General features: G+C 70.5%; 16 protein-coding genes and 1 pseudogene. 6 read left to right on the top strand and 11 right to left on the bottom strand.

Annotated features, from left to right (window positions below; all coding sequences use genetic code 11):
- Nucleotide 1 precedes the first annotated feature (1 nt).
- Nucleotides 2-1,033, top strand: coding sequence for a YncE family protein (locus tag IEZ00_RS21080; protein WP_189225019.1), 1,032 nt, complete (start codon nt 2-4; stop codon nt 1,031-1,033).
- A 379-nt stretch (nt 1,034-1,412) separates the two neighbouring features.
- Here IEZ00_RS21080 and IEZ00_RS21085 read toward each other — a convergent pair whose 3' ends face one another.
- The 3 genes from IEZ00_RS21085 to IEZ00_RS21095 all read right to left on the bottom strand — a co-directional run bounded on the left by IEZ00_RS21085 (nt 1,413) and on the right by IEZ00_RS21095 (nt 7,206).
- Complete coding sequence (locus tag IEZ00_RS21085) at nt 1,413-3,071, bottom strand: glycoside hydrolase family 27 protein (RefSeq protein WP_189225020.1); 1,659 nt, start codon at nt 3,069-3,071, stop codon at nt 1,413-1,415.
- A 90-nt stretch (nt 3,072-3,161) separates the two neighbouring features.
- Entirely contained in the window at nt 3,162-4,661 is a 1,500-nt protein-coding gene (locus IEZ00_RS21090) for a non-reducing end alpha-L-arabinofuranosidase family hydrolase (protein WP_189225021.1), read from the bottom strand.
- A gap of 235 nt (nt 4,662-4,896) precedes the next feature.
- Entirely contained in the window at nt 4,897-7,206 is a 2,310-nt protein-coding gene (locus IEZ00_RS21095; RefSeq protein ID WP_229795959.1) for a beta-L-arabinofuranosidase domain-containing protein, read from the bottom strand.
- A gap of 1,159 nt (nt 7,207-8,365) precedes the next feature.
- Here IEZ00_RS21095 and IEZ00_RS21100 point away from each other — a divergent pair.
- The gene (locus tag IEZ00_RS21100; RefSeq protein ID WP_209620726.1) at nt 8,366-9,775 is read left to right on the top strand and encodes a glycoside hydrolase family 43 protein; all 1,410 of its coding nucleotides are present in this window, start codon (nt 8,366-8,368) and stop codon (nt 9,773-9,775) included.
- Nucleotides 9,776-9,875: 100 nt separating this feature from the next.
- On the opposite strand, the gene IEZ00_RS21105 is transcribed toward IEZ00_RS21100, so the two are convergent.
- The gene (locus tag IEZ00_RS21105) at nt 9,876-10,817 is read right to left on the bottom strand and encodes a DNA polymerase domain-containing protein (RefSeq protein WP_189225024.1); all 942 of its coding nucleotides are present in this window, start codon (nt 10,815-10,817) and stop codon (nt 9,876-9,878) included.
- Between the two features lie 50 nt (nt 10,818-10,867).
- On the opposite strand from IEZ00_RS21105, the gene IEZ00_RS21110 reads away from it, so the two are divergent.
- Entirely contained in the window at nt 10,868-11,779 is a 912-nt protein-coding gene (locus tag IEZ00_RS21110; RefSeq protein WP_189225025.1) for a Gfo/Idh/MocA family protein, read from the top strand.
- Nucleotides 11,780-11,834: 55 nt separating this feature from the next.
- Here IEZ00_RS21110 and IEZ00_RS21115 read toward each other — a convergent pair whose 3' ends face one another.
- Nucleotides 11,835-12,440: an acetoacetate decarboxylase family protein gene (locus IEZ00_RS21115; RefSeq protein ID WP_189225026.1), complete on the bottom strand. Its 606-nt coding sequence runs from the start codon at nt 12,438-12,440 to the stop codon at nt 11,835-11,837.
- Nucleotides 12,441-12,675: 235 nt separating this feature from the next.
- On the opposite strand from IEZ00_RS21115, the gene IEZ00_RS21120 reads away from it, so the two are divergent.
- Entirely contained in the window at nt 12,676-13,371 is a 696-nt protein-coding gene (locus IEZ00_RS21120) for a lytic polysaccharide monooxygenase auxiliary activity family 9 protein (protein WP_229795960.1), read from the top strand.
- Between the two features lie 49 nt (nt 13,372-13,420).
- On the opposite strand, the gene IEZ00_RS21125 is transcribed toward IEZ00_RS21120, so the two are convergent.
- Nucleotides 13,421-14,284, bottom strand: a complete 864-nt coding sequence (locus IEZ00_RS21125; RefSeq protein ID WP_189225027.1) for an alpha/beta fold hydrolase — start codon at nt 14,282-14,284, stop codon at nt 13,421-13,423.
- 61 nt (nt 14,285-14,345) lie between these two features.
- Nucleotides 14,346-15,671 (bottom strand): M20/M25/M40 family metallo-hydrolase, encoded by a 1,326-nt coding sequence (locus IEZ00_RS21130; RefSeq protein WP_189225028.1) that lies wholly within the window; start codon nt 15,669-15,671, stop codon nt 14,346-14,348.
- 142 nt (nt 15,672-15,813) lie between these two features.
- On the opposite strand from IEZ00_RS21130, the gene IEZ00_RS21135 reads away from it, so the two are divergent.
- Nucleotides 15,814-17,064, top strand: a complete 1,251-nt coding sequence (locus IEZ00_RS21135; protein ID WP_189225029.1) for an SLC13 family permease — start codon at nt 15,814-15,816, stop codon at nt 17,062-17,064.
- Between the two features lie 12 nt (nt 17,065-17,076).
- Here IEZ00_RS21135 and IEZ00_RS38000 read toward each other — a convergent pair whose 3' ends face one another.
- Together IEZ00_RS38000 and IEZ00_RS21140 are read right to left on the bottom strand one after the other, a co-directional pair.
- A complete protein-coding gene (locus IEZ00_RS38000) occupies nt 17,077-17,322 on the bottom strand; it encodes a hypothetical protein (RefSeq protein ID WP_306344688.1) in 246 nt (81 codons plus the stop codon).
- The gene (locus IEZ00_RS21140; protein WP_306344689.1) at nt 17,286-17,801 is read right to left on the bottom strand and encodes a TROVE domain-containing protein; all 516 of its coding nucleotides are present in this window, start codon (nt 17,799-17,801) and stop codon (nt 17,286-17,288) included. The genes IEZ00_RS38000 and IEZ00_RS21140 overlap by 37 nt, the downstream gene beginning before the upstream one ends.
- A gap of 67 nt (nt 17,802-17,868) precedes the next feature.
- On the opposite strand from IEZ00_RS21140, the gene IEZ00_RS21145 reads away from it, so the two are divergent.
- Nucleotides 17,869-18,951 carry an integrase core domain-containing protein gene (locus IEZ00_RS21145; RefSeq protein WP_189225030.1) on the top strand — a complete coding sequence of 361 codons (1,083 nt, stop codon included), beginning with the start codon at nt 17,869-17,871 and terminating at the stop codon, nt 18,949-18,951.
- 136 nt (nt 18,952-19,087) lie between these two features.
- Here IEZ00_RS21145 and IEZ00_RS21150 read toward each other — a convergent pair.
- Nucleotides 19,088-20,368 (bottom strand): annotated as a pseudogene (locus tag IEZ00_RS21150) (IS256 family transposase).
- A 754-nt stretch (nt 20,369-21,122) separates the two neighbouring features.
- Nucleotides 21,123-21,719, bottom strand: coding sequence for a DUF8817 family protein (locus IEZ00_RS21155; RefSeq protein ID WP_189225031.1), 597 nt, complete (start codon nt 21,717-21,719; stop codon nt 21,123-21,125).
- Nucleotides 21,720-22,116: the final 397 nt, after the last annotated feature.

Here is a 22,116-nt window from a genome sequence, read left to right on the forward strand (position 1 = left end):
CATGGGGCGGGGTGCGTTGGTGTGCCTGGGGGTCGCCGCGCTGACGGCGATGTCGGCGGTCTCGGCGCCGGTGGCGTCGGCGGCGACAGCGCTGCCGTTGTCGGGGTTCGGCGACGTCGTGGTGGACAGCGTCCACCAGAGGGTGTTCGTCTCCGGTGGTGCGTCGTCCAACGGCGTGGCGGTGGCGGACTTCTCCGGCCGGGTCCGCGCGGTGATCGAGAACCAGCCGGGTGCGGACGGCCTGGAGCTGAGCGGGGACGGCACGCGGCTGTTCGTGGCGCTGTCGGCGGGCGACGGCATCTCGGTGGTCGACACGTCGACCCTGGCCGAGACCGCGCGGTACCCGACCGGGGCGGGCTCGTGCCCCACTCACCTGGCCCGCACGGGTGGTGTGGTGTGGTTCGGTTACGGCTGCGTGGACGGCAACTGGTCGGGCAAGATCGGCAGGCTGGACCCGGCGGCGGCCGAGCCGGTGCAGGGCGACCAGCAGGGCGCCACCCGGTTCCAGCGGGCTCCGCTGCTGGCGTCCTCCGGCACCGAGCAGGGACCGCTGGTGGCCGGGCAGTTGTCGTTGAGCCAGTCGACGGTGCAGGTCTACACCGTCTCGGGGACGGCGCTGACGGCCGGGGCGTCCGGCGACGTGGTGGGCGCCGGGCTCGCGGACCTCGACGTGACCGGTGACGGGGCGACGCTGTTCAGCGCGGCCGGGGGCCGGGACCGGGTCGAGGCGTTCGCGACGGCGGACTTGGCGCGTCGCGGTGCGTACGCCGCCCGGCCTCGACCCGCTGCCGTGTCGCTGGCGCCGGACAGCGCCTACGTGGCCGCGGGAGCGCTGACCAACGACTCCAGCGACGTGCTGATCTACCGCGTCGGCGGCGCGACGCCGGTGAACACCGTCGCGCTGGACAGCGGCGAGACGGTGCAGCCGCGTGGCTTGGCCTGGTCTGCCGACCAGCGGACGCTGTTTGTGGTCACCAGGCACAACAACGACCCGCAGCCGCGCCTGGAGGTCGAGCGCTACCCCGTTGGCTGATGAGCGGATCAACCCGGTGAGGTGGCCGAACGCCGCACCCGCAGCGGTGCGGGGTTCGGCCACCTCGCCTCGTCGGCACGTGCGGTGGCGGACCCTCGTGCTCGCCTGAAAATGCCGTCCGCGCAGTGGTCGGGCACCGGTGATGCCATGGTGGGTCGGTGGGTGTCGCGGAACTGCTGGTACTCGCGCAGCAGTCCGGGGAGCCGGTGCTGTACTCGCCGAGGATGTCGTCCGAGCGGCTCAGGCAGCGTGGTGGTACCGGTGCGGAGCTTGCGCTCGTCTTCCCGGTCCGACTCCGGGGACCGCAGGACCGCACGGTCGCTCAGCTCGTCGGGGCAGGTCTGCGGTGATGTTCGCACCTCGGCTCCCCATGTCCCGATCAGACTCGGGTCCACCGCTGGTTGGCGCCGTCATGGCAGGTCCACACGATCACCGGCGTGTTGTTCGCCGTGCCGTTGTTGTCGACGTCGAGGCACAGCCCGTTCCGCGCGTTGCTGATCGTGCCATTGCCGTTCAGGGTCCACTGCTGGTGCGTGCCGCCGTTGCAGGCCCACAACTGGACCCTCGTGCCCGCGGTGGCGTTGGTCGGCGTCTCCAGGCACTTGCCGAGCAGTTGCAAGGTGTTGCCGGTATGCATGAACCGCTGGTTGGCGGCGCCGTGGCAGTCCCAGATCACCGGTTGGGTGCCGTCGGCGGTGGAGCTCTCGGGCGCGTCCACGCACCTGCCTGCCGATGCGCTGCGCAGCGCGAAGGCCGTGGGCAGCGGGATGTCGCCGCCGCCGCTCACCCGGAACACGGCCGTGCCGTGGGCGGGGACGCTCGCCGAGATCGCGCCCGTGGTCGTGGAGGTCGCCCCCGTCCAGAGGTCGCGCAGGGTGAAGGAGCTCCCGGTCTTGCCGATGGTGTTCGCGGTCGTCGAGATGGTCGTGGTGGTGTTGCCCTGGTTGAGCATGGCCACCGCCACGTCCCCGTCGGCCAACCGCTTGGCGAGCACGCGCCGGGTGCCGTCGAAGGAGACCTGGACGCCCTGCAGGCCGAGGGGGTCCTGGTTGACCGTGATCAAGTCGCTGTTGTTGAGGATGCTCAGGGTGGCCGAGGACGCGTTGCGCACGTCGTTGCCCGCGATCAGGGGCGCGGCCATGATCGCCCACATGGCGAAGTGGCTGCGCTGCTCGGTGTCGGTCATCCCGCCGTTGCCGACCTCCATCATGTCGGGGTCGTTGAAGCCACCGGGCTGGGCGTACGAGGCCAGCGGGACGGTCCAGTCGATGATGTTCTTGACGCCCATGAACGAGTTGCCGTCACTGCCGGTGTCCCACCGGTTGGTGATGTCCTCGGTGGTGCGCCACATGTTCGCGACGTCGCCCCAGTCGCGCAGCCTGCCGGTCTTGGCGTGGATGCTGTTGGGGTTGATGCTGTAGACGATCGGCCTGCCGGTGGCGGCCAGGGCGTCCCGCATCTTCGCGAAGTCCCTGACCTGGTCGTCGATCGTGCCCTGCGGCGAGCACCAGTCGTACTTGAGGAAGTCCACGCCCCACGCGGCGAACTGGCGCGCGTCCTGCACCTCGTGTCCCTTGCTCCCGGTGGCGCCGGGGAAGGCGTTGAAGTACTGCGCGCACGTCTCGGCCGCAGGCACCTGGTAGAGCCCGAACTTCAGGCCCTTGCCGTGCAGGTAGTCCCCGAGCGCCTTCATTCCGCTGGGGAAGCGGGTGGGGTGCGCGCGGAGGTTGCCCTGGGCGTCCCGGTCGGGGTCGAACCAGCAGTCGTCCACCACCACGTACCGGTAGCCCCGTGCGGCCATGCCGTTGGCGACCAAGGCGTCGGCGGTCTGCCGGATCAGCTGCTCGTTGATGTCGCAGCCGAACGTGTTCCACGTGTTCCAGCCCATCGGCGGCGTGCGGGCCACGCCGTTCTCCAGGGCCTGGGCCGGAGCCGCGGCGGTGGTCGTCACGGCGGCCGCACCCGCGACCACCAGGGCGGCGGCCGCCAACAGCGCGGCGAACCGCCCGCGGCGGGCGGAGGGGAGTAATCGAATCATGGCGTTCCTTCGTCGACGGGTCGTTCCGCGCTTCGCGTTCGTGGTCGTGAGCCGGAGCCCCCGCACTCGGTGCGGGGGCTCCGGGGTCGGTCAGCGTTGCAGCGTCAGCAGGCCGGGGCGGTAGGGGAGCTTGCCGTAGTCACCGCCGGAGCTCGGGTTGCGGCCCTGGTAGAGCAGTTGCAGGTTGCAGGGGTCGATGGTCTTGGTCTGGTCGGGGTTGGTGCGGATGAGGTCGCCGTGGCTGATGTCGTTGGTCCAGGTGGCGCCGCTGTTGGCCTTGCCCGCGAAGGGGTTGCTCTCGGTGGCGGCCTGCGGGGTCCAGGAGCCGCTGAGGCTGCTGGCGGTGAAGGACCGGAAGTAGCGGCCGTTCGCGCCGATGGCCTCGACGATCATCAGGTACTGGTTCTGGCCCTGGACCTTGTAGACCTCGGGCGCCTCGAACAGGTTGTTCGTCGTGTCGCTCATGATGGTCGTGTAGGAGGAGCCGAAGCTGCCGGGGAAGTTCCCGATGGGCATGACCTGGCGGTAGATCTTGCCGTTGTCACCGGCGAAGAACAGGTACATGTTCTGGCTGTCGCCGATGAGCGTCTGGTCGATGGGGCCCGTGCTGGAGCCGGTGATGCTCGCCGTGGACAGCACCTGCGGCGCCGACCACCCGTTCGGGTTGGTGGGATCGGTCGAGGTCCGGTAGCTGAACGCGGTTCCACCCCACTGGTAGGCGAGCACCCAGATGTTCTTCGGGGCGAAGTAGAGCAGCGTGGGCGCGACGGTGCCGGAGCTCATCGCGTTCTGGCTCGCCGTGGCCATGTCGGACCAGTTGGTGAAGGGGGTGAAGTTCATCGAGCCCCAGCTGGTCCCGGTGTCGTGCGTGGTGGCGTAGACCAGGTGCTTGCCGTTGTGCACGACGTGGGTGAAGTCCTTGAGCGAGACCCACCCGGACCTCGGCTGCGCCAGCGGGCCCGCCGAGGACCAGCGGTAGCTCGACGGCAGCGAGCACGCACCGGGTTGGGAGGAAGTGGTCGTGGTCGTCGGCTGCGTGCCCATGCGGACGAGTTGCCACTGCTGGTTGGTGCCGCCCCAGTCGCTGTACTGGACGATGTTGCCGCCGTCGTCGGTGGTCCCGCCCTGGACCTCGACGGCCTTGCCGCTGTTGCGGTTGATCAGCCGGACGTGGCCGCCGTCGGAGTCGGCCAGGCGGAACTGCTGGTTGGTGGTGTTGTTGTCGGTCCACTGGACGATGGCGCCGCCGTCGGCGGTGGAGAAGTTGTGGACGTCCAGCACCTTGCCCGAGTGGCGGGACTTGAGCCGGTAGTAGCCGCCCCCGGAGTCGACGAACTGCCACTGCTGCTGGTTGCCGTCGTTGCGGGTCCACTGGGTGATCCGCGCGCCGTCGCTGGTGGCCAGGTTGTAGACGTCCAGCGCCTTGCCGCTGTTGCGGTTGACCAGCGTGTACCACGCGCTCGTGTCGACCGTCGCCGCCGAACTCGGTGTGCTGCCGAGTGCGACCATCACGGCGCTGACGAACGTGACGACGGCGGCTGCGGCGGCGCCGGTGGCCCGGCGCCGTCGAGGGGAGGATCGCTCTTTCATGGATGTGCTCCTTCTCTGTGGGTCAGCCGACGACGAGTAGCCACTGCTGGTTGGCGCCGCCCCAGTCGCCGTGCTGGACGATGTTGCCGCCGTCGCCGGTGGTCCCGCCCTACGGCGATGCCGGCGCACCGCGACACGGCCAGGCACGCGCGCGGGTGACGGCGGCACCGGAGTCGCGGCCCCCCACCGCCCTTGCCGTGGTGGGTGCGGCGCCGGACGCGAGGTGGAGGCCGCGCTACGTGTTGCGCACCAGCCGCCAGCGGTTGTCCGCCGAACCGTTGTCGGAGTCCTGGACAGCCTGTGCGCCCTGGGCGGTGGAGCCGCCGAGGATGCCGAGCAGCTTGCCGCTGTGGACGTTGCGGATCTTGTGGGTGCCGTCGCCGTTGTCCACCAGGGTCCACTTGTGGTCGGCGGTGCCGGTGTCGGACCACTGGAGCACGCGGGCGTTGTCGGCGGTGGACATGTTCTCCACGCCGAGGACCTTGCCGCTGTGGACGTTGCGGAAACGCACGTTGGCCCCGTCGGGCAGCATCTGCCAGTCGTGGTCGGCGGTGCCGGTGTCGCCCCACTGCAGCGCCAGGCCGCCGTCGGCGGTCGACATGTCCCGGATGCCCAGGACCAGCCCGCTCGCGACGTTGACCAAGCGGTAGCTCCCGCCGTCCCCGTTGCCGCCCACGCGCCAGTAGACGGTGTAGTTGTAACCGTGGGCGTCGTGGAACGGGCCGAGGTTCACGGTCGCGCCGTTGGCCCTCGCGGTGAACGCCAGGCTCGAAGTGCTGGTGCGGGTGATGGAGGCGACGTCGAGGGAGGGCAGCGCGCTCAGGGTGGTGTTGCCGTAGTTGCCTGCCAGCACCGCGGGTCCGTAGGTGATCGCGACGACGTCGGGGTTGTCGTTGGCGGGTTGCGCCGCGACCCGCATGGGCAGGCGGACGGTGACCGTGTCGCCGGAGGTCCACGACCGGGTGAGGCTCGCGTAGGTGCCCGGTGCCGTGGCGATGTCCTGTGCCGTGCCGTTGACGCTGACGGTCGCGCCGGTGGTCCAGGCGGGGATGCGCAGTCGCATCGTCCACGACCCGCCGACGTCGCCGGTCACGGTCAGCGTGGTCGTGTCGGAAACCGGGTAGGTCGTGGTCTGCGTGACGGTGATGCCCCGCTGAGCCCAGGTCAGCACCGAGGGGGTGTAGAGGTTCACCGTCAGCGTGGTGCCGCTGTGGAAGTAGATCGAGTTCGCCAGCGAGGTGTTGACCTCCAGGGCGGTGCCCTGGCAGCACCAGAACGTGGTGTAGTCGGTGCTCCAGTTGCCGCCGCCCCAGGCGGGACCGGTGTTGCCGCGCCGGTGGCCGGGGTTGAGGCCGGTGAAGTAGCAGATGTGGCCGTGCGGGTCGGCCGTGTTCTGCTGGCCGAGCAGGTGGTTGAGCAGAGCGCGCTCGTAGAAGTCGAAGTAGGCGGCGCGGTTCGGGTCGAGCAGCCACAGCTCGCGGGTCAGCTTGAGCATGTTGTAGGTGTTGCACGCCTCGGCCGTGTCGGTGTTGAGGTAGGCGGCGATGGCGTTGGGCGCGCGGAAGTGCTCCGCCTGGCTGTTCCCGCCGATGACGTAGGTGTGCGCGGCCACGGTGATGTTCCAGGCGTTGGTCGCGATGTCGCGGTAGCGGGTGGTGCCGGTGGCCTTGTACTCGCGCGCCGCGCCGATCCACTTGGGCACCTGCGTGTTGGCGTGCAACCCGTTGAGCCGGTCCTGGTTGGCCGCCAGCGGGTCGAACACGGCGGCGTGGTCGAACCGCTGCGCCGTCGTCAGCCACCGGGCGTCGCCGGTCTGCTGGTACAGGTCGGTGAGCACCGCGTTCATGCCGCCGAACTCGGTGCCCAGCACCCGCTGCATCGTGCTGTAGGACAACCTCCCGGTGCGCCAGTCGACCCAGCCCGCGAACCGCAGCAGCACGTCACGTGCCTGCGTGTTGCCGATGTAGCGCCACACGTCCAGCAGGCCCGCCAGGGTCTTGTGCAGCGCGTAGTACGACACCGACTTGGGCGAACCCGCCTCCATCGCGTCGAAGTCGGACTCCGGGAACCCGGACAGGTACCCGGCGTTGAAGCCCGCCGCGGCGTTGTTGGCCTGGCACTCGGCCAGCTCGGCCACCATGTGGTCGGCCCGGTCCCGGCACGTCGCGTCGCCCAGCACGGCCCACGCCTGCGCCCACGCGCTGAGGAAGTGCCCCTGGCTGTGGGTGCGGAAGGGGAAGTTCGGCGCCTCCCACCCGCCCAGCGCGGCCGCGCCCCGCGTCGGCAGGCGGTGGTTGGCGCGGAAGTTGTAGAGCAACCGGTCCACGTCGACGAAGCGCAGGTAGGACAGCGTCCGGTTCTGGTTCTCCAGCCAGCGGCCCGCGCTCAGGCGCACCTCCCCGAGGTCGAACGGGTAGGCGGACACGCCGAGGTCACCGCGGGCAGGCGGCACGGAGGCCGCCCTGGCGGTGCCCGGCGACAACCCCGCAACGGTGGTGGCCGCGGCGGCGACGCCGGTGGCTCGGAGGAGTGCGCGTCGGCTCATCGGTGAGGACGACATGTGACTACTCCCGGTGCTCGGAAGCCGGCCGCCATCGAGGTCGGCGGTCGGCGGGGTCGTCGGTTGGTGGCGTCGTCGGTTGGTGGTGTCGTGGGACAGCGGAAGGCCCAACTGGTCGCGAGCCGAGTCCACCTCGCGTGGAGCCTCCCGACGGGAGCGGGAGCCATCCTCGCCAGCGCACGTCAACGTCCACTGTGGACGAGATGTGGCAGCCCTGGGAAGCCTTGAGCGGTGACTCTCCGTCCCTGACGCTGGACTTTCGGTCAATGTAGCCACGGGAAAGACCGGTAGTCAACGGTTGCCCGGCGCGATCATGTGAACGCTCACTTAGCTCAACCTCGGTGTTGGCGAGCTCGAAGGTGGGAGGGACAACCGTTGCCACCCGGGAAATCCGCCGAAACTTACTCCATATGGCTCATTGGTTTCGAGTCGATTCGACGGTCATTATGTGAGCGTGAACATGAGCTAGCGTCCCCGCCTGGCCGATGTGGCGCGACAGGCCGACAGGTGTCACGAGCGCTTCTGGGACCGTCCCGCCGCCTGCTTCGGACCGGTCGCACCGGGCCGTCGCCCCGACCGCGCTCCCCGCGTCGATCAAGGCGAAGCGTGTTGGCGTGCGCTTGTGCTCACTCGGGACTGGGAGTGCTTCCAGCGCATCGGCATCCTCAACGAGGAGGGGCAACGTGGCCGTACCCGGCAATCCGCTGAGACCGAGGGGATCGTGCTGTTCGCGGCCTCCTGGACCGAGCACCCCACCCCGCCTCCCGGTGCGCGGAGGGGCGGTGCGATGCGACGGATCACCGCAGGGCGGCTCGCCGCGGTGGAGCACCCGTTGTTCACGCTCACAAGACAGGGTCCCCAGACAGGTGCGACCGATGGTTCGAGCGAATCTCCACTCGAGGCGGAAGTCGTGATTGAACCGACGATGCGTCTCCTACCTGCTGAAATGTGATTCAGCGTTCGAGTGTTCGACGATCCTTCGACGACAGTTTCGACGACAGCGAGGCGGGAGTGGATGAGCGCTAACAATTCGCCGGGATGGCATGTTGGCTGTCCGTCGTCGGCGTGGCTGCAGCTGCTCGCAAGTCGGGGCCCCGCGACCCGGTACGGCACTCGCGGTGACCTCCTGTCGAAGGGGACGACCGTGCGACGTCGAAGGCGCCTGCTCGCCTGGGCCGTGGGCGTCGTATCGGTCCTGGCGCTGTTCCCGGACGCGGCCAGGGCCGACAACCCCGTCGTCCAGCACATCTACACCGCCGACCCGGCACCGATGGTCCACAACGGACGAATGTACGTCTACACCGGACGCGACGAGGACGGCTCGACCACGTTCACCATGCGCGAGTGGCGGGTTTTCTCCTCCACCGACATGGTGAACTGGACCGACCACGGGGTGCCGATGAACCTCGGCACCTTCGCGTGGGCCGACGCCAACGCCTGGGCGGGGCACACGATCGAGCGCAACGGCAAGTTCTACTGGTACGTCCCGGTCCGCCGCCGCGGTGGCGGGATGGCCATCGGCGTGGGCGTCTCGGACAGTCCCACCGGCCCGTTCCGCGACGCCATCGGCCGCCCGCTGGTGGAGAACGGCGAGATCGACCCGCACGCCTTCATCGACGACAGCGGCCAGGCCTACCTCTACTGGGGCAACCCGAACCTGTGGTACGTGCGGCTGAACGCCGACATGATCTCGTTCTCCGGCAGCCCGACCCGCATCCCGCTCACCACCGCCGGGTTCGGCACCCGCACTGGTCACCCGACCAGGACCACGCTGTACGAGGAAGCGCCCTGGGTCTACAAGCGCGACGGCCTGTACTACATGATCTTCGCGGCGCAGTGCTGCTCGGAGTTCATCGCCTACTCCACCGCCCCGAGCCCCACCGGGCCGTGGACCTATCGCGGCACGGTCATGCCGACCCAGGGTTCCAGCTTCACCAACCACCCCGGCATCGTGGACTTCAAGGGCGGTTCCTACTTCTTCTACCACAACGGCGCCCTGCCCGGCGGGGGCGGCTACACCCGGTCGGTGGCGATCGAGAAGTTCACCTACAACGGTGACGGCACCATTCCGGGGTTGACCATGACCAGCACGGGCCCCCCGCCTGCGGACTCGCTCAACCCCTACGTCCGCCAGGAGGCGGAGACCATCGCCTGGGGCTCGGGCATCGAAACCGAACCCGCCTCCGAGGGCGGCGTGAACATCGGCTCCCTCCAGAACGGCGACTACACCAAGGTCCGCAACGTCGCCTTCGGCGCGGGTGCCTCGTCATTCACCGCCCGCGTCGCCTCGGCCACCGCAGGCGGCACGATCGAGGTGCGCCTGGGCGGCGTCACCGGCACGGTCGTGGGCCGGTGCGCGGTCCCCAACACCGGCGGCTGGCAGACGTGGCGATCGGTGACCTGCCCCGTCAGCGGTGCCTCCGGCAACCAGGACGTGTTCCTGCGCTACACCGGTGGGAGCGGCTACCTGTTCAACGTGAACTGGTGGCAGTTCTCGGCCGCGCCGGGCGTCGTCCCCGACGACCGGACACCGGATTTCCTGCCACGGGGGTGAGACCTCGCCCTGGCAGGCGACAAGACCGCCACCGCCGGCCGAGGCAGATCGACCTGGCCACCCCGCTCATCCGGCTTTGCCGACAGGCCCCGGCTCGGATTCAGGTCCGGCGTTCGCGGGCTCGGCGCTTGCCCTCGTGCATGGCCTGCACGCGGGCGACGGGGATGGTGTGGCCCTCGGCGACCAGGTCGTCGGGCAGGGACTGGGGCGCGGGCATCCGCGCGGCCCACGGGTCCTGGCCGTCGAGCAGGTCCACGGCGGTGCGCACGGTGAAGTCGCGCGGCGAGACCGAGTCCAGGTCATCCCACGCCACCGGGAACGACACCGTCGTGCCCGGTCGCACCCGCGGGCTGTAGGCGGCGGCGACCGTGGCGCCGTGGGCGCGGGTGGAGTCCAGGAACACCTTGCCGTGCCGCTCCTCCAGGACGAACGCGGTGGTCGCCAGCTCCGGGTCCAGCCGCTCGGCCCGCGCCGCCAGCGCGCGGGTCGCCGCGGCCACGTCGTCGGCGTGCGCGTCGACCGGCACGAAGACGTGCAGCCCCTTGGCCCCGCTGGTCTTGACCACCCCGGTCAGCCCGTCGTCGGCCAGCGCCTGCCGCACCAGGCGGGCCGCGCCGACCACCGAGGAGAACCCGGCGCCCTCCGGGGGGTCGAGGTCGAGCACCAGGTGGGTGGGGCGGTCCAGCCGCCCGTCCAGCCCCAGCGTCACGTGGTACTCCACGGCCCGCTGGTTGGCCAGCCACAGCAGCGTGCGCCGGTCGTCGCACAGCGCGTAGGTGATCTCGCGCCGGGACCGCTCGGCCCACACCCGCGTCGTGCGCACCCAGTCCGGCGTGTACTTGGGCAGGTTCTTCTGCATGAACGGGTCCTGCCCGCGCAGCACCCGCACCACCGACAGCGGCCTGCCGCGCAGCTCGGGCACGATCCGGTCGCGCACCGCGTCGAGGTAGTCCACCAGGTCGCGCTTGGTCGCCCCGGCGCCGTCGAACAGCGGCTGGTCGAGGTTGGTCAGCGCCACGCCGTCCCGCTGTTCACCGCTCATGGCCCCACCCTCTCCACCGCGCCGCCGCGCGGCAAGTGGAGAATGCGGACGTGGACCAGGTGCGGGTGGGGTTGGTCGGTCTCGGGGTCATCGCGCGGACGCACCTGGAGGTGCTGGCCGAGCGCCCCGACGTGGCGCTGGAGTTCACCGCGGCCCCGGAGGGGGAGCCGCTGGCCGGGGTCGCCCACCACCGCGACCTGGCCGCCGCGCTGGCCTCCCACGAGCCGGACCTGATCGTCATCGCCACCCCCACCGACACCCACGCCGAGCTGGCCGAGCTGGCGCTGACGCGGTCCGGCGCCCGGCTGCTGGTGGAGAAGCCGCTGGTGCACGACCTGGCACTGCTGGAGCGGCTGCGCGCGCTGGCCCCCGAGCGGGTGTTCACCGCGCACCACTTCGCCTTCTCCCCGGAGGTGCGCTGGGCCGCCGAGCAGCTGCGGCGGCATCCCGAGTGGGGGCCGGTCACGCGGATCACCTCGGCCTTCCACGACCCGTACGCGGTGCTCGGCGAGCGGGCCTTCGCCTCCTACGCCTCCAGCTGGACCGACTCCGGTGTCAACCAGCTGAGCATGATCGCCCGCTTCGTCGAGCTGGAGGCGCTGACCTCGCTGCGCGAGGACGACGGCGGCGCGACCTCGTGGGGCACCGCCCGGTACCGCTCGCGCGGGCGCACCGGCACGGCCCGGCTGCGCACCAGCTGGCTGGCCGGGTCCAGCAGCAAGGAGACGGTGCTGGTGCTCGCCGAGTCGGGGGTGGAGCTGTGGCTGGACCACACCGCGCTGACCGGGTTCGCCGCGCGGGAGGGGGAGCTGCTGGCCACCTGCGACACCGACGGCCGCACCCCGCGCAAGATCGCCCACTACCGGCCGCTGTACGACAGCCTGCTCTCCGCCGCGCCGGACCCGGTGCTGGGCTTCGAGCTGACCGAGCGGATCACCGCCGTCCACCGCGCCCGGCCGTGACCACCCCGCACCGCGTCGGCAAGTACCACCCGGCCCGTCCCCCGACGCGGAGCGCTCACCGGGCGCGCGGCCCGAACCGCAGCCGCGCGTCCGTGACGGCCACGCTGACCAGCGGACGCGCGCCGGTCACCCACGCCAGCGGCCCGGACAACCGCCACGCCGCCCGCACCGGGCGCACCCTCCCGCTGACGCGCAACGGGGTGCGGACCAGCTCGCCGCCCAGCTCCTGCCACGTCGAGGCCCACGCGGGCGCGGGCACCCCGGAGGGCAGGCCCGCGCACCGCACCGAGGCCACGACCTCGCCATCCACCCGCGCGGACGCGGTGAAGTCCCCGGCCACCTCGAACTCCGCCATCTCCTTGGGGATGCCCCACAGCTGCCGCCCGCCCGCGCGGGAGGCGGCGCTGTCGACCCAGATGTGGGTGATCGACACCCCTGGGCGCGTGCCGCCGCGCACCGCGACCGCCGCCAGCAGCTCCCGGTAGGTCAGCACGCCGCCGGGCAGGTAGTCGACGAACGCGGTGGCCACCACGGCCCGCCCGCGCAGCGCCAGCGGCCGCACGCCCACCGGCAGCGCGGGCAGCCGGTCCCGGTCGACCGACCACAGCGACACGCAGGCCCGCGCCCGCAGGTTCCACGGTTCGGGCGGATAACCGTCCACTCGGGACTCCTCGCTCGCTGGTAGGCGCGGCCGGGGCCGTCCGCGTGCCGAACAGTCTGCGCCGCCCGACCGCCCTCGGCGAGTCCCCGGCGAAGGCGGACGCGCTCCACCGCCGGGTCACCGGGCGGGCCAGGACCCCGGCGGGGTCGACGGGGAGGCGGCGACGGCCGGGGTCCGCTATTCTGGGAACGCTCCCAGAAGGCTCCGTCCGCCGCCGGGGGCCGCTGGAGCTCCGATGTCGTCGATCAACGGAGATTTGGCGGTGTTCATGCTTTCCACCAGCGCAACCACCACCCGACGAGTGCTGACGGTGCTGGGCGCGACCCTCGCCCTGCTCACCACCCTGGTCACCGGCAGCGCCTCGGCCCACGGCGCGGTCAGCGACCCGCCCGCCCGCCACTACGACTGCTACCAGCGGTGGGCGGCCAACTGGCAGTCGCCGGAGATGGCCACCCAGGACCCGATGTGCTACCAGGCGTGGAAGGCCGACCCCAACGCCATGTGGAACTGGAACGGCCTGTTCCGCGAGGGCGTCAAGGGCAACCACCAGGGCGCCATCCCCGACGGGCAGCTGTGCAGCGCGGGCCGCGCCCACAGCGGCCGCTACGCCGCCCTGGACACGCCCGGCAACTGGAAGACCGTGGACAAGCCGCGCAGCTTCCGGCTCAACCTGCACGACCAGTCCGCGCACGGCGCGGACTACATCCGCGTCTACGCCACCCGGCAGGGCTTCGACCCGACCACCCAGCGCCTGCGCTGGAGCGACCTGGAGCTGGTCGGCCAGACCGGCAAGATCTCCACCGGCCCCACCACCCCGGTCGAGGTCAACGCGGCGGGCCGCACCGGCCACCACGTCCTCTACACGGTGTGGCAGGCCAGCCACCTCGACCAGTCCTACTACTTCTGCAGCGACGTCAACTTCACCGGCTGACCACCGCGTCCCCGCCGCCGGGCAGCAGGCCCGGCGGCGGGCGGGGTGCTCACGCGGGGGAGGGGGACAGCAGCCCGACGATCCGCTCCGCGACCTCCGCGGGCCGCTCCAGCGGCAGCATGTGCCCCGCGTCGGGGACCACCGCGCACTCCCCGCCGACCGCGCGGGCCAGCGCCCTGGCGTTGGACTCGGGCACCAGCCGGTCCTCGTCGCCCACTATCGCGGCCACCGGCCGCTCCCCGGCCACGGTCAGCGCGGCCTCCCGGTCGTAGCGGTCGATCGCGGGCCGGAACAGCGCGACGGTCTCCGGCCAGTGCCGCCACACCATCTCCGCGGTCAGCTCCACGTCCTGCGGTCGCGGCTGGTCGCCGAACAGCCACCAGCGCAGCCCCGCGGTCTTGGCGGGCTCGATCCGCTCCCGCACCGCCCGCACCAGCGGCCCGAACGCCCGCTCCAGCTCGCGCACCAGCTTGCCCAGCGCCCTGGGCCAGGCCAGCGACGTCTCGGCCAGGTCGGTCGCCGCGGTGGACACGAACAGCACCCCGGCCACCCGCTGCCGGTACAGCCGGGGGCGGCGCTCGGCCATCGCCATGACCGCCATGCCGCCCATCGCGTGCCCCACCAGCACGACCCGCCCCGAGGGCACCAGCCGCTCCACCAGCTCGCCAAGGTCGTCGCCGAGCCGCTCGATCGTGGCGGTCTCCCCGGTGGCGGGGGAGGAGTCGCCGTGCCCGCGGTGGTCGTAGGCGACGACCCCGACGTCGGCGGGCAGCTCGGCCACGACGCGGTGCCAGCTGCGGTGGTCCAGCGCGTAGCCGTGCGCGAGCACCACGGTCACCTCGGCGTCCGGGGGACCGCCGCGCACCACGTTCAGCTCGGCGCCGTCCTCCAGCCGCACCCGTTCGGTCGCCATGCCGCTGCCCCTTCCGGCCGTCGTCGACTCCGCGATGACCAACGACGGCCGGGGCGATACGTCACGAGTTGCGCAGGAACCGCTCCAGCACCCGCACGCCGAACCGCAGCGCGTCGACCGGCACCCGCTCGTCCACCCCGTGGAACAGGCCGGAGAAGTCCAGGTCGGCGGGCAGCTTCAGCGGCGCGAACCCGAAGTTGCGGATGCCCAGCCGCTGGAAGGACTTGGCGTCGGTGCCACCGGAGAGCATGTAGGGCAGCACCTTCGCGCCGGGGTCCTCCGCGGAGATCGACGCCACCATCGCGTCCACCAGCGCCCCGTCGAAGGTCGTCTCCACCGGCGGCAGCCCGATCCACTCGCGCTCCACCTCCGGCCCCAGCAGCTCCGCCAGCTCCCGGTCGAACGCCTCCTCCCGGCCGGGCAGGATGCGGCAGTCCACGGTCGCCTCGGCCACCGACGGGATCACGTTGGCCTTGTAGCCAGCGGACAGCATCGTCGGGTTGGCCGTGTCGCGCAGCGTCGCGCCGATCATCCGCGACAGCGCGCCCAGCTTGCCCACCGCGCCCTCGATGTCGTCCTCGGGGAACTCCAGCCCGGTGATCTCCGAGACCCCGTCCAGGAACTCCCGCACCGACGGGGTGAGCACGATCGGGAAGCGGTGCTGGCCCAGCTTGGTCACCGCCGCGGCCAGCTTGGCCACCGCGTTGTCCCGGTGGATCATCGACCCGTGGCCCGCGGTGCCGCGCACCCGCAGCTTGAGCCACCGGATGCCCTTCTCCGCGGTCTCCACCAGGTAGGCGCGCACGTCGTCCTTGAGCGTGATGGAGAAACCGCCGACCTCGCTGATCGCCTCGGTGACGCCCTCGAAAAGCTCCGGCCGGTTCTCCACCAGCCACTTGGCCCCGAACAGCCCGCCCGCTTCCTCGTCGGCCAGGAACGCGAACACGATGTCGCGCGGCGGCACGATCCCGTCCCGCTTGAACCGGCGGGCCACGGCCAGCGACATGGCGACCATGTCCTTCATGTCGACCGCGCCGCGCCCCCACACGTAGCCGTCCTGCACGGCGCCGGAGAACGGGTGCACCGACCACTCGGAGGCGTCCGCGGGCACCACGTCCAGGTGGCCGTGCACCAGCAGCGCGCCGCGCGACGGGTCGCCGCCCGCCAGCCGGGCGATGACGTTGCCCCGTCCCTTGGCCCCGGACTCGACGTAGGTGGTCTCGTAGCCCACCTCGGCCAGCTTCTCCGCGACCCACTCGGCCGCCGCGCGCTCGCCCACCACGGTCGCCGGGTCCCCGGTGTTGGTGGTGTCGATCCTGATCAGCTCGCTGGCCAGCGAGACGACCTCGTCCTGCGCCAGGTCCAACCCGTCACCCAAGTTCTCCACCAGCACTTCCTACCACTGGGTGCGGCCCGCGCGCGGACGAGTCCCACCGCCCGCCCGACACACCGCGACCGGGGACGAGCAGCTACTTGACCAACGCGGCGAGTAACCAGGACAGTGGCTCAGACCACTCCAGGAGGTGTCGTTGACAGCCCAACTGGTCTCGATCCTGGTCCTCGCGGTGATCTTCCTGCTCGCCACCACCCTGTCGGTCAACATGGGCGCGCTGGCCTTCGCGGGGGCGTTCCTGGTCGGCACCCTCGCGGGCGGGATGGACGGCGACGCCATCTTCGCGGGCTTCCCCGGCGACATCTTCGTGGTGCTGGTCGGCGTGACCTACCTGTTCGCGCTGGCCAGGGCCAACGGCACCACCGACTGGCTGGTCACGGCCGCGGTCCGCCTGGTCGGCGGGCGCACCGCGCTCATCCCGTGGGTGATGTTCGCCATCACCGCCGTGCTCACCGCCATCGGCGCGGTCAGCCCGGCGGCGGTGGCCATCGTCGCCCCGGTCGCCCTGGGCTTCGCCGCCCGGCACGGCATCAACCCCCTGCTCATGGGGGCCATGGTGGTGCACGGCGCCCAGGCGGGGGGCTTCTCGCCCATCAGCGTCTACGGCTCGATCGTCAACGGCATCGTCGAGCGCGACGGCATCCCCGGCAACCCGCTCGTGCTCTTCCTGGCCAGCCTGGTGGCCAACACCGCCATCGCCGCCGTCCTGCACGCCGTCCTGCACGCCGTCCTGCGCCGTCGCGGCACCGCGCCGCAGGAGCCGCCCCCCGAGCAGACCGCCACCACCAAGCCGCGCCTGCCGGTCGTGGCCACCCTGACCGGTCTGCTCGCCCTGGTCGTCAGCACCCTGGTGCTCGACCTGGACGTGGGCCTGACCGCCATCACCCTCGCCGTGCTGCTCAGCATCGCCTGGCCCGCCACCAGCCGCCAGGCCGTCGCCGAGATCACCTGGCCCACCGTGCTGCTGATCTGCGGCGTCCTGACCTACGTCGGCGTGCTGCGGGAACTGGGCACCATCGACTACGCGGGCAACGCGGTCAGCGACGTCGGCATCCCCGTCCTCGCCGCGCTGCTGCTGTGCTACATCGGCGCCGTCGTCTCCGCCTTCGCCTCCTCCGTGGGCATCATGGGCGCCCTGATCCCGCTGGCCGTGCCGTTCCTGGCGCTGGGCACCGTGGGGCCGGTCGGCATGGTCGCGGCACTGGCCGTCTCCGCGACCGTGGTCGACGTCAGCCCGTTCAGCACCAACGGCGCGCTGGTGCTGGCCAACGCCAAGGACGTCGACCGCGACCGGTTCTTCAAGCAGCTGCTCGCCTACGGCGGCGTGGTCGTCGCGGTCGCGCCCCTGGTGATCTGGCTGGTCCTCGTCGTGCCCGACTTCGGCTGAGCCGTCCCGTCCTCAGAACGGCCACGTGGCGTCCCGCCCGGCCTCCAGCAGCGGGATCATCCGGAACGCCTGGTCGCCCAGGCCGCCGAAGGTGTGCCGGTTGCCGCCGCCCGACGCCGAGTGGCCTCGCCGGTACCCGGCGAGGTTCCACGTGTAGAGCGGCACGCTCGCGGGCAACGCACGGCCGACGTCGCCGTAGCCCGCCTGCTCGTCGGTGAGGATCACGACCCGGTCGTGGCCGTCGAAGTGGCGTCGCACGGCGGCCTCGGTGCGCGTGCCGCTGCCGATGAAGTAACCCCCTCCTTCCAGCGCCGCACCGCGCGCAGCAGCGACTCGCCCTTCGCCACGTCGAACGGCCTGGTGCTGTCCGAGAAGGACACCACCTCGCCGTGCTCGCAGCGCAGGCCCAGCGCGATGCCGAACACCGCGGCCGCGTCCCACCGCATCAGGCTGCCGTCCCTGGAGAAACGCGAGTCCATGGAGCCCGAGGTGTCGACCAGGATCAGCGTCCGCCCGCCGAGCGCGGGCACGTTGGGCAGCGAGTGGTCGATCGCCCGCTCCAGCGCCCACGCCCACCGCAACGACGGCACCGCCCGGTGCGCGGACAGGAACCGCATCGGCAGCTGTCGCGACCGCTGGACCCGCGCCGGATCGGCCAGCCGCGCCGCGACCTCGGCCGCCACCGCGTCCGAGACCCCGGCCTGGTCGAAGTTGCGCAGGTTGCGCAGCAGCGCCATGTTGTGCCGCTCGAAAAGTCATCGTCGCTGGTGGAGCGGGGTGTCACCGTGTTGAGATCATGTCTGGGTGATCGTGTCCCTGCTGTACAAGGTGACCCGGAGGTTGCTGTCCGTTCCGGCGGTCCTGCTGCGCGGCGAGGCGGCGAAGGAAGCCGAGCTGCTTGTGCTGCGGCACGAGAACGCGGTACTCCATCGGCAAGTCGCGGGCCCGGTCCGCTACGAGCCCGCGGATCGGTTCTGGTTCGCTGCCCTCTTCGGGCTGGTGGATCGTCGACGTTGGTCAGAGGTCTTTCCAGTCACGCCGGGCACCCTGCTCGCCTGGCACCGCAGATTTGTGGCTCGTTGGTGGGACTACTCCGCGCGTCGACGTACCGGACGTCCACCGACACGAGTCGCGACCAAGTCGCTCGCGCTGCGGCTCGCCAAGGAGACCCCCCGATGGGGTCACCGGCGAATCCAGGGCGAACTGGCCCGCCTCGGCCATCACATCGCACCCTCGACCGTCTGGCGGATCCTGCATGACGCGGGCATCGACCCGGCACCACGCCGCTGCGGCCCGACCTGGCGGGAGTTCCTCACCGCCCAGGCCGACAGCATCATCGCGGCGGACTTCCTCCACCTCGACACCGTGCTCGGTCGAAGGCTCTACGCGCTGGTGTTCCTCGAACACGGCACCAGACGCCTGCACATCACCGGCGTCACCGCCCACCCGACACAGGCATGGACCGCGCAGCAAGCCAGGAACCTCGCCGCAGACCTCGACACGCGCATGGAATCTCTGCGCTTCCTACTACGCGACCGCGACGGCAAGTACGGCCAGACCTTCGAGACCGTCTTCCACGCTGACGATCTCCACGTGATCAAGAGCGCACCGCAGGCGCCCCGGATGAACGCCTACTGCGAACGGGTCATCGGCACCATCAGACGCGAACTCCTCGACCACATCCTGATCACCGGCGAGAGCCACGCACGGCATGCCCTCAAGACCTACGAAGACCACTACAACCGATACCGACCCCACCAGGCCCGCGACCAACTACCACCCGAGACCCAGGAGCAACCTCCGCCAGTCCACGACCTCGACACCTACAGACTGCTTCGCACCCGCATCCTCGGCGGACTCATTAACGAATACAGACAAGCCGCCTGACCAGCAGCGATGACTTCTCGAGCGGCGCACGGTCGAGTTGCCCCGTCCGATCCTGCGGGCCGCATAAACACAAAACAACGGGTCCGATCTGATAAAGGGTCTGTCAAACTAGCGGTGTAACTCGAGTTGAAGAGGGTTACTTGCGTCCGGCGGCCAGGCGGCCGTCGAAGGCGATCTCGAAGGCGTTCAACGCCGGCTTCCACCACATCATCCAGCGTTTGCGGCCGGTGCCGGTCGGGTCCAGGCTCATCACCGCCAGGTAGACGCACTTGAGCGCGGCCTGCTCGTTGGGGAAGTGGCCCCGTGCCTTGACCGCGCGGCGGATGCGGGCGTTGACGCTCTCGATCGCGTTGGTCGAGCAGATCACCCGCCGGATCTCCACGTCGAAGGCCAGGAACGGCACGAACTCGGCCCAGGCGTTGTCCCACAGCCGCACGATCGCCGGGTAGCGGGCGCCCCAGGCATCGGCGAACTCGGCGAACCGCTCCTTCGCCGCCGCTTCGGTCGGGGCGGTGTAGACGGGCTTGAGCGCCTTGGCGATGGCGTCCCAGTGCTGCCTGCCCGCGTAGCGGAAACTGTTGCGCAGCAAGTGGACGATGCAGGTCTGCACGACGGTGCGCGGCCAGACCGTGGTGACGGCGTCGGGCAGCCCGGTCAGCCCGTCGCAGACCACCATCAGCACGTCGCCACGCCGCGATTGCGCAGCTCGGTGAGCACGTGCAGCCAGTACTTCGCGCCTTCGCCGCCGTCCCCGGCCCAGATTCCGAGGATGTCTCGATGGCCCTCGCAGGTCACGGCCATCGCCATGTATATCGGCCGGTTGGCCACCTGGCCGTCGCGGATCTTGACGTGGATGGCGTCGATGAACACCACCGGATAGACCGGGTCCAGGGGCCGGTTCTGCCACTCGACCATGCCCTCCACGACCTTGTCGGGGAAGAGTGGAGATCGTCTGGCGCGACACCTCGGCGCCGTAGACCTCGGCCAGGTGCGCGGAGATCTCCCCGGTGGTCAATCCCTTGGCGAACAGCGAGATGACCATCTCGTCGACACCGGTGAGGCGCTTCTGCCGCTTGGCCACGATCCGCGGTTCGAACTCGGCGTTGCGGTCGCGCGGCACGTCGATCTCCACCGGCCCGATGTCGGTGAGGACCGTCTTGGAGCGGGTGCCGTTGCGCGAGTTGCCGGTACCCCGCCCGGCAGGGTCGTGCTTGTCGTAGCCCAGGTGGTCGGTGATCTCGCCTTCCAGGGCCGACTCCAGCAGCCGCTTGGTCAGCTGCTGCAGCACCCCGCCCTCACCGGTGAGCTTCAGGCCACCGGCGCGGACCCGGCTGACCAACTGGTCAACCAACTGCTCGTCCAGGCCCTCCAGGGCGGTTTCGGGCTTGGCGTCCTCGGCGTTCTCCACGCCGGACATCATCTCGGTCATCAGGTGCGCATCCTTGATCAGGAGTTACACCGCGCGTTTTACAATCCCCATGAGATACCGAAGCGGGCACGAGTGGCCTCATAGGTGATGTCGATGGCGTCCCGCTCCGCAATCACAGCTCCCTCAACCGCGTACCCACCTTAAGCAGGTAGACCGTAGTGATCACGGGTGCGAGGACTCCGTCGAGGGTCAGCGGAGCGACCGCGCGCAGGGAAGTGCCTCCGGCCAGGTCGACGACAGTCCGAAGTCGACTGGCCTCGACGCCGATTCGCCGTTTCGGCATGGACTGAGCGGCATCCTTTGCGTAGCAAGACCTCTGCTGCAGGAGTGCTTGGATGAGATCGAGGGCTTGACGAACGCGGCGGGGCGGTCGCGCGCTCGGGCTGTTCTCCTCCACTCGTGTGGCCAAGGCCGCCACGAACGCGTCGAGGGACAAGCTCAACCATCCGATCACGTGCAGCTCATGCTCGACTTGACGGTTTGCTGGTCAAGAAGTTCTCCGAGGACAAGCGCACGTGCCTGTTCAGCATGCTGTCGCTGTAGCGAGGGCGTGGACGCGTCCGGCCCTGTCCCTCCAGCTCGTGATCATGGACAGGATCACGCTCCGCAGGCCGGACGACCCGCTGGCATTCGCGCGCCGGGAAGCCGCCGACTCCGGGGGAGGCAATGGCTTCCCCCGGCCCGTTGCGGCGGCTTCCTGCGCGCCTACTCCCTCCGCTCTGAACGACCTTCAGGGCCGCGCTCAAGCGTCTGGATGCGGCTCGCACCCTTTGATTCGTTCGATGAGCTCGTCGCGGTACTCCCGCGCCGCCTGGAACTCCGGTTCGTCGCCGGTCGCCCGCTTCAGCGCGCCTTCCAGGATCTTCAGCCCCTGGCGTTCGTCGCCGCGCGCATCCGCCTGCCGGGCGGCGTTCTCCATGGCTTTGGCGAGCCTGGTCCGCGCCTCGGGTTCCTCGGTGGCCTTGTTGATCCGGATCCAGTTGCCGCCGGGATCGACGACGGTGAACCCGGTGTACCGGTCGTTGCGCAGCCGCGGCCGGGTCATGCGCGGGATGCCGGAGAGGAGCAGTTTGCCGTGCACGGCCCGCATCCCCGCCGCGAAGCTCTCGAACAGCTCGCTGGTGTCGGCCACGATGACCAGGCACGTGCTGTACGACTGCGCCGGGTCGTAGCCGTCCATCCCGAAGAAGTGCAGGTTGATGTCTTCCCGCCGCACGGCGACGTGCGGGTTCGGCCGCGTCTGCCGGTAGGTGATCTCGAAGCCGAGCATTTGGTAGAACGACGCGATCTCGTCGATGGAGGGACAGGGCAGGAGCGGAATGGTCAGTTCGTTCGCCACCGCCCGAAGCTAAGCCCGGACCTGCCGGAACGACACCGAGCTATTTGCTCGTGCGAACACTACGGGGGCTCCGCTGCCAAGGCTGCGCGACAGGCGCGCGCGATGCAGATGCATTGCGACTGGCGCGCCCGTGGCGAGACGCCCACTCGTCCCGCCACGTCACCGCTGATCACGCCGAAGATCGAATACCCACCTCGAGATCGCGGCCGAGTGGCGCCGACTCCTGGCGAATCGGTCGGAGGCGTTCCGGATGTGCTGGGGGGGTGATTCCACAGGTCTGCCCATCCGGTCACGTCCGCTGGCAGTCGACTGGGCGACCGCACCTGCGTCTTGCGCTGGAAAATCGAACATGACCGCTCACTGGCCCCGCCGCTAGCCGTATACCGATACATCACCC

It is taken from the genome of Saccharothrix coeruleofusca, assembly GCF_014648515.1.
Classification (GTDB): domain Bacteria; phylum Actinomycetota; class Actinomycetes; order Mycobacteriales; family Pseudonocardiaceae; genus Actinosynnema; species Actinosynnema coeruleofuscum.

What these genes read in the sequence shown, in the direction of transcription:
- IEZ00_RS21080 (WP_189225019.1), top strand. Translation starts at nt 2, where the DNA reads ATGGGGCGGGGTGCGTTGGTGTGCCTGGGGGTCGCCGCGCTGACGGCG.
- IEZ00_RS21085 (WP_189225020.1), bottom strand. Translation starts at nt 3,071, where the DNA reads ATGATTCGATTACTCCCCTCCGCCCGCCGCGGGCGGTTCGCCGCGCTG.
- IEZ00_RS21090 (WP_189225021.1), bottom strand. Translation starts at nt 4,661, where the DNA reads ATGAAAGAGCGATCCTCCCCTCGACGGCGCCGGGCCACCGGCGCCGCC.
- IEZ00_RS21095 (WP_229795959.1), bottom strand. Translation starts at nt 7,206, where the DNA reads ATGAGCCGACGCGCACTCCTCCGAGCCACCGGCGTCGCCGCCGCGGCC.
- IEZ00_RS21105 (WP_189225024.1), bottom strand. Translation starts at nt 10,817, where the DNA reads ATGAGCGGTGAACAGCGGGACGGCGTGGCGCTGACCAACCTCGACCAG.
- IEZ00_RS21120 (WP_229795960.1), top strand. Translation starts at nt 12,676, where the DNA reads ATGTCGTCGATCAACGGAGATTTGGCGGTGTTCATGCTTTCCACCAGC.
- IEZ00_RS21125 (WP_189225027.1), bottom strand. Translation starts at nt 14,284, where the DNA reads ATGGCGACCGAACGGGTGCGGCTGGAGGACGGCGCCGAGCTGAACGTG.
- IEZ00_RS21140 (WP_306344689.1), bottom strand. Translation starts at nt 17,801, where the DNA reads ATGGCGCTGCTGCGCAACCTGCGCAACTTCGACCAGGCCGGGGTCTCG.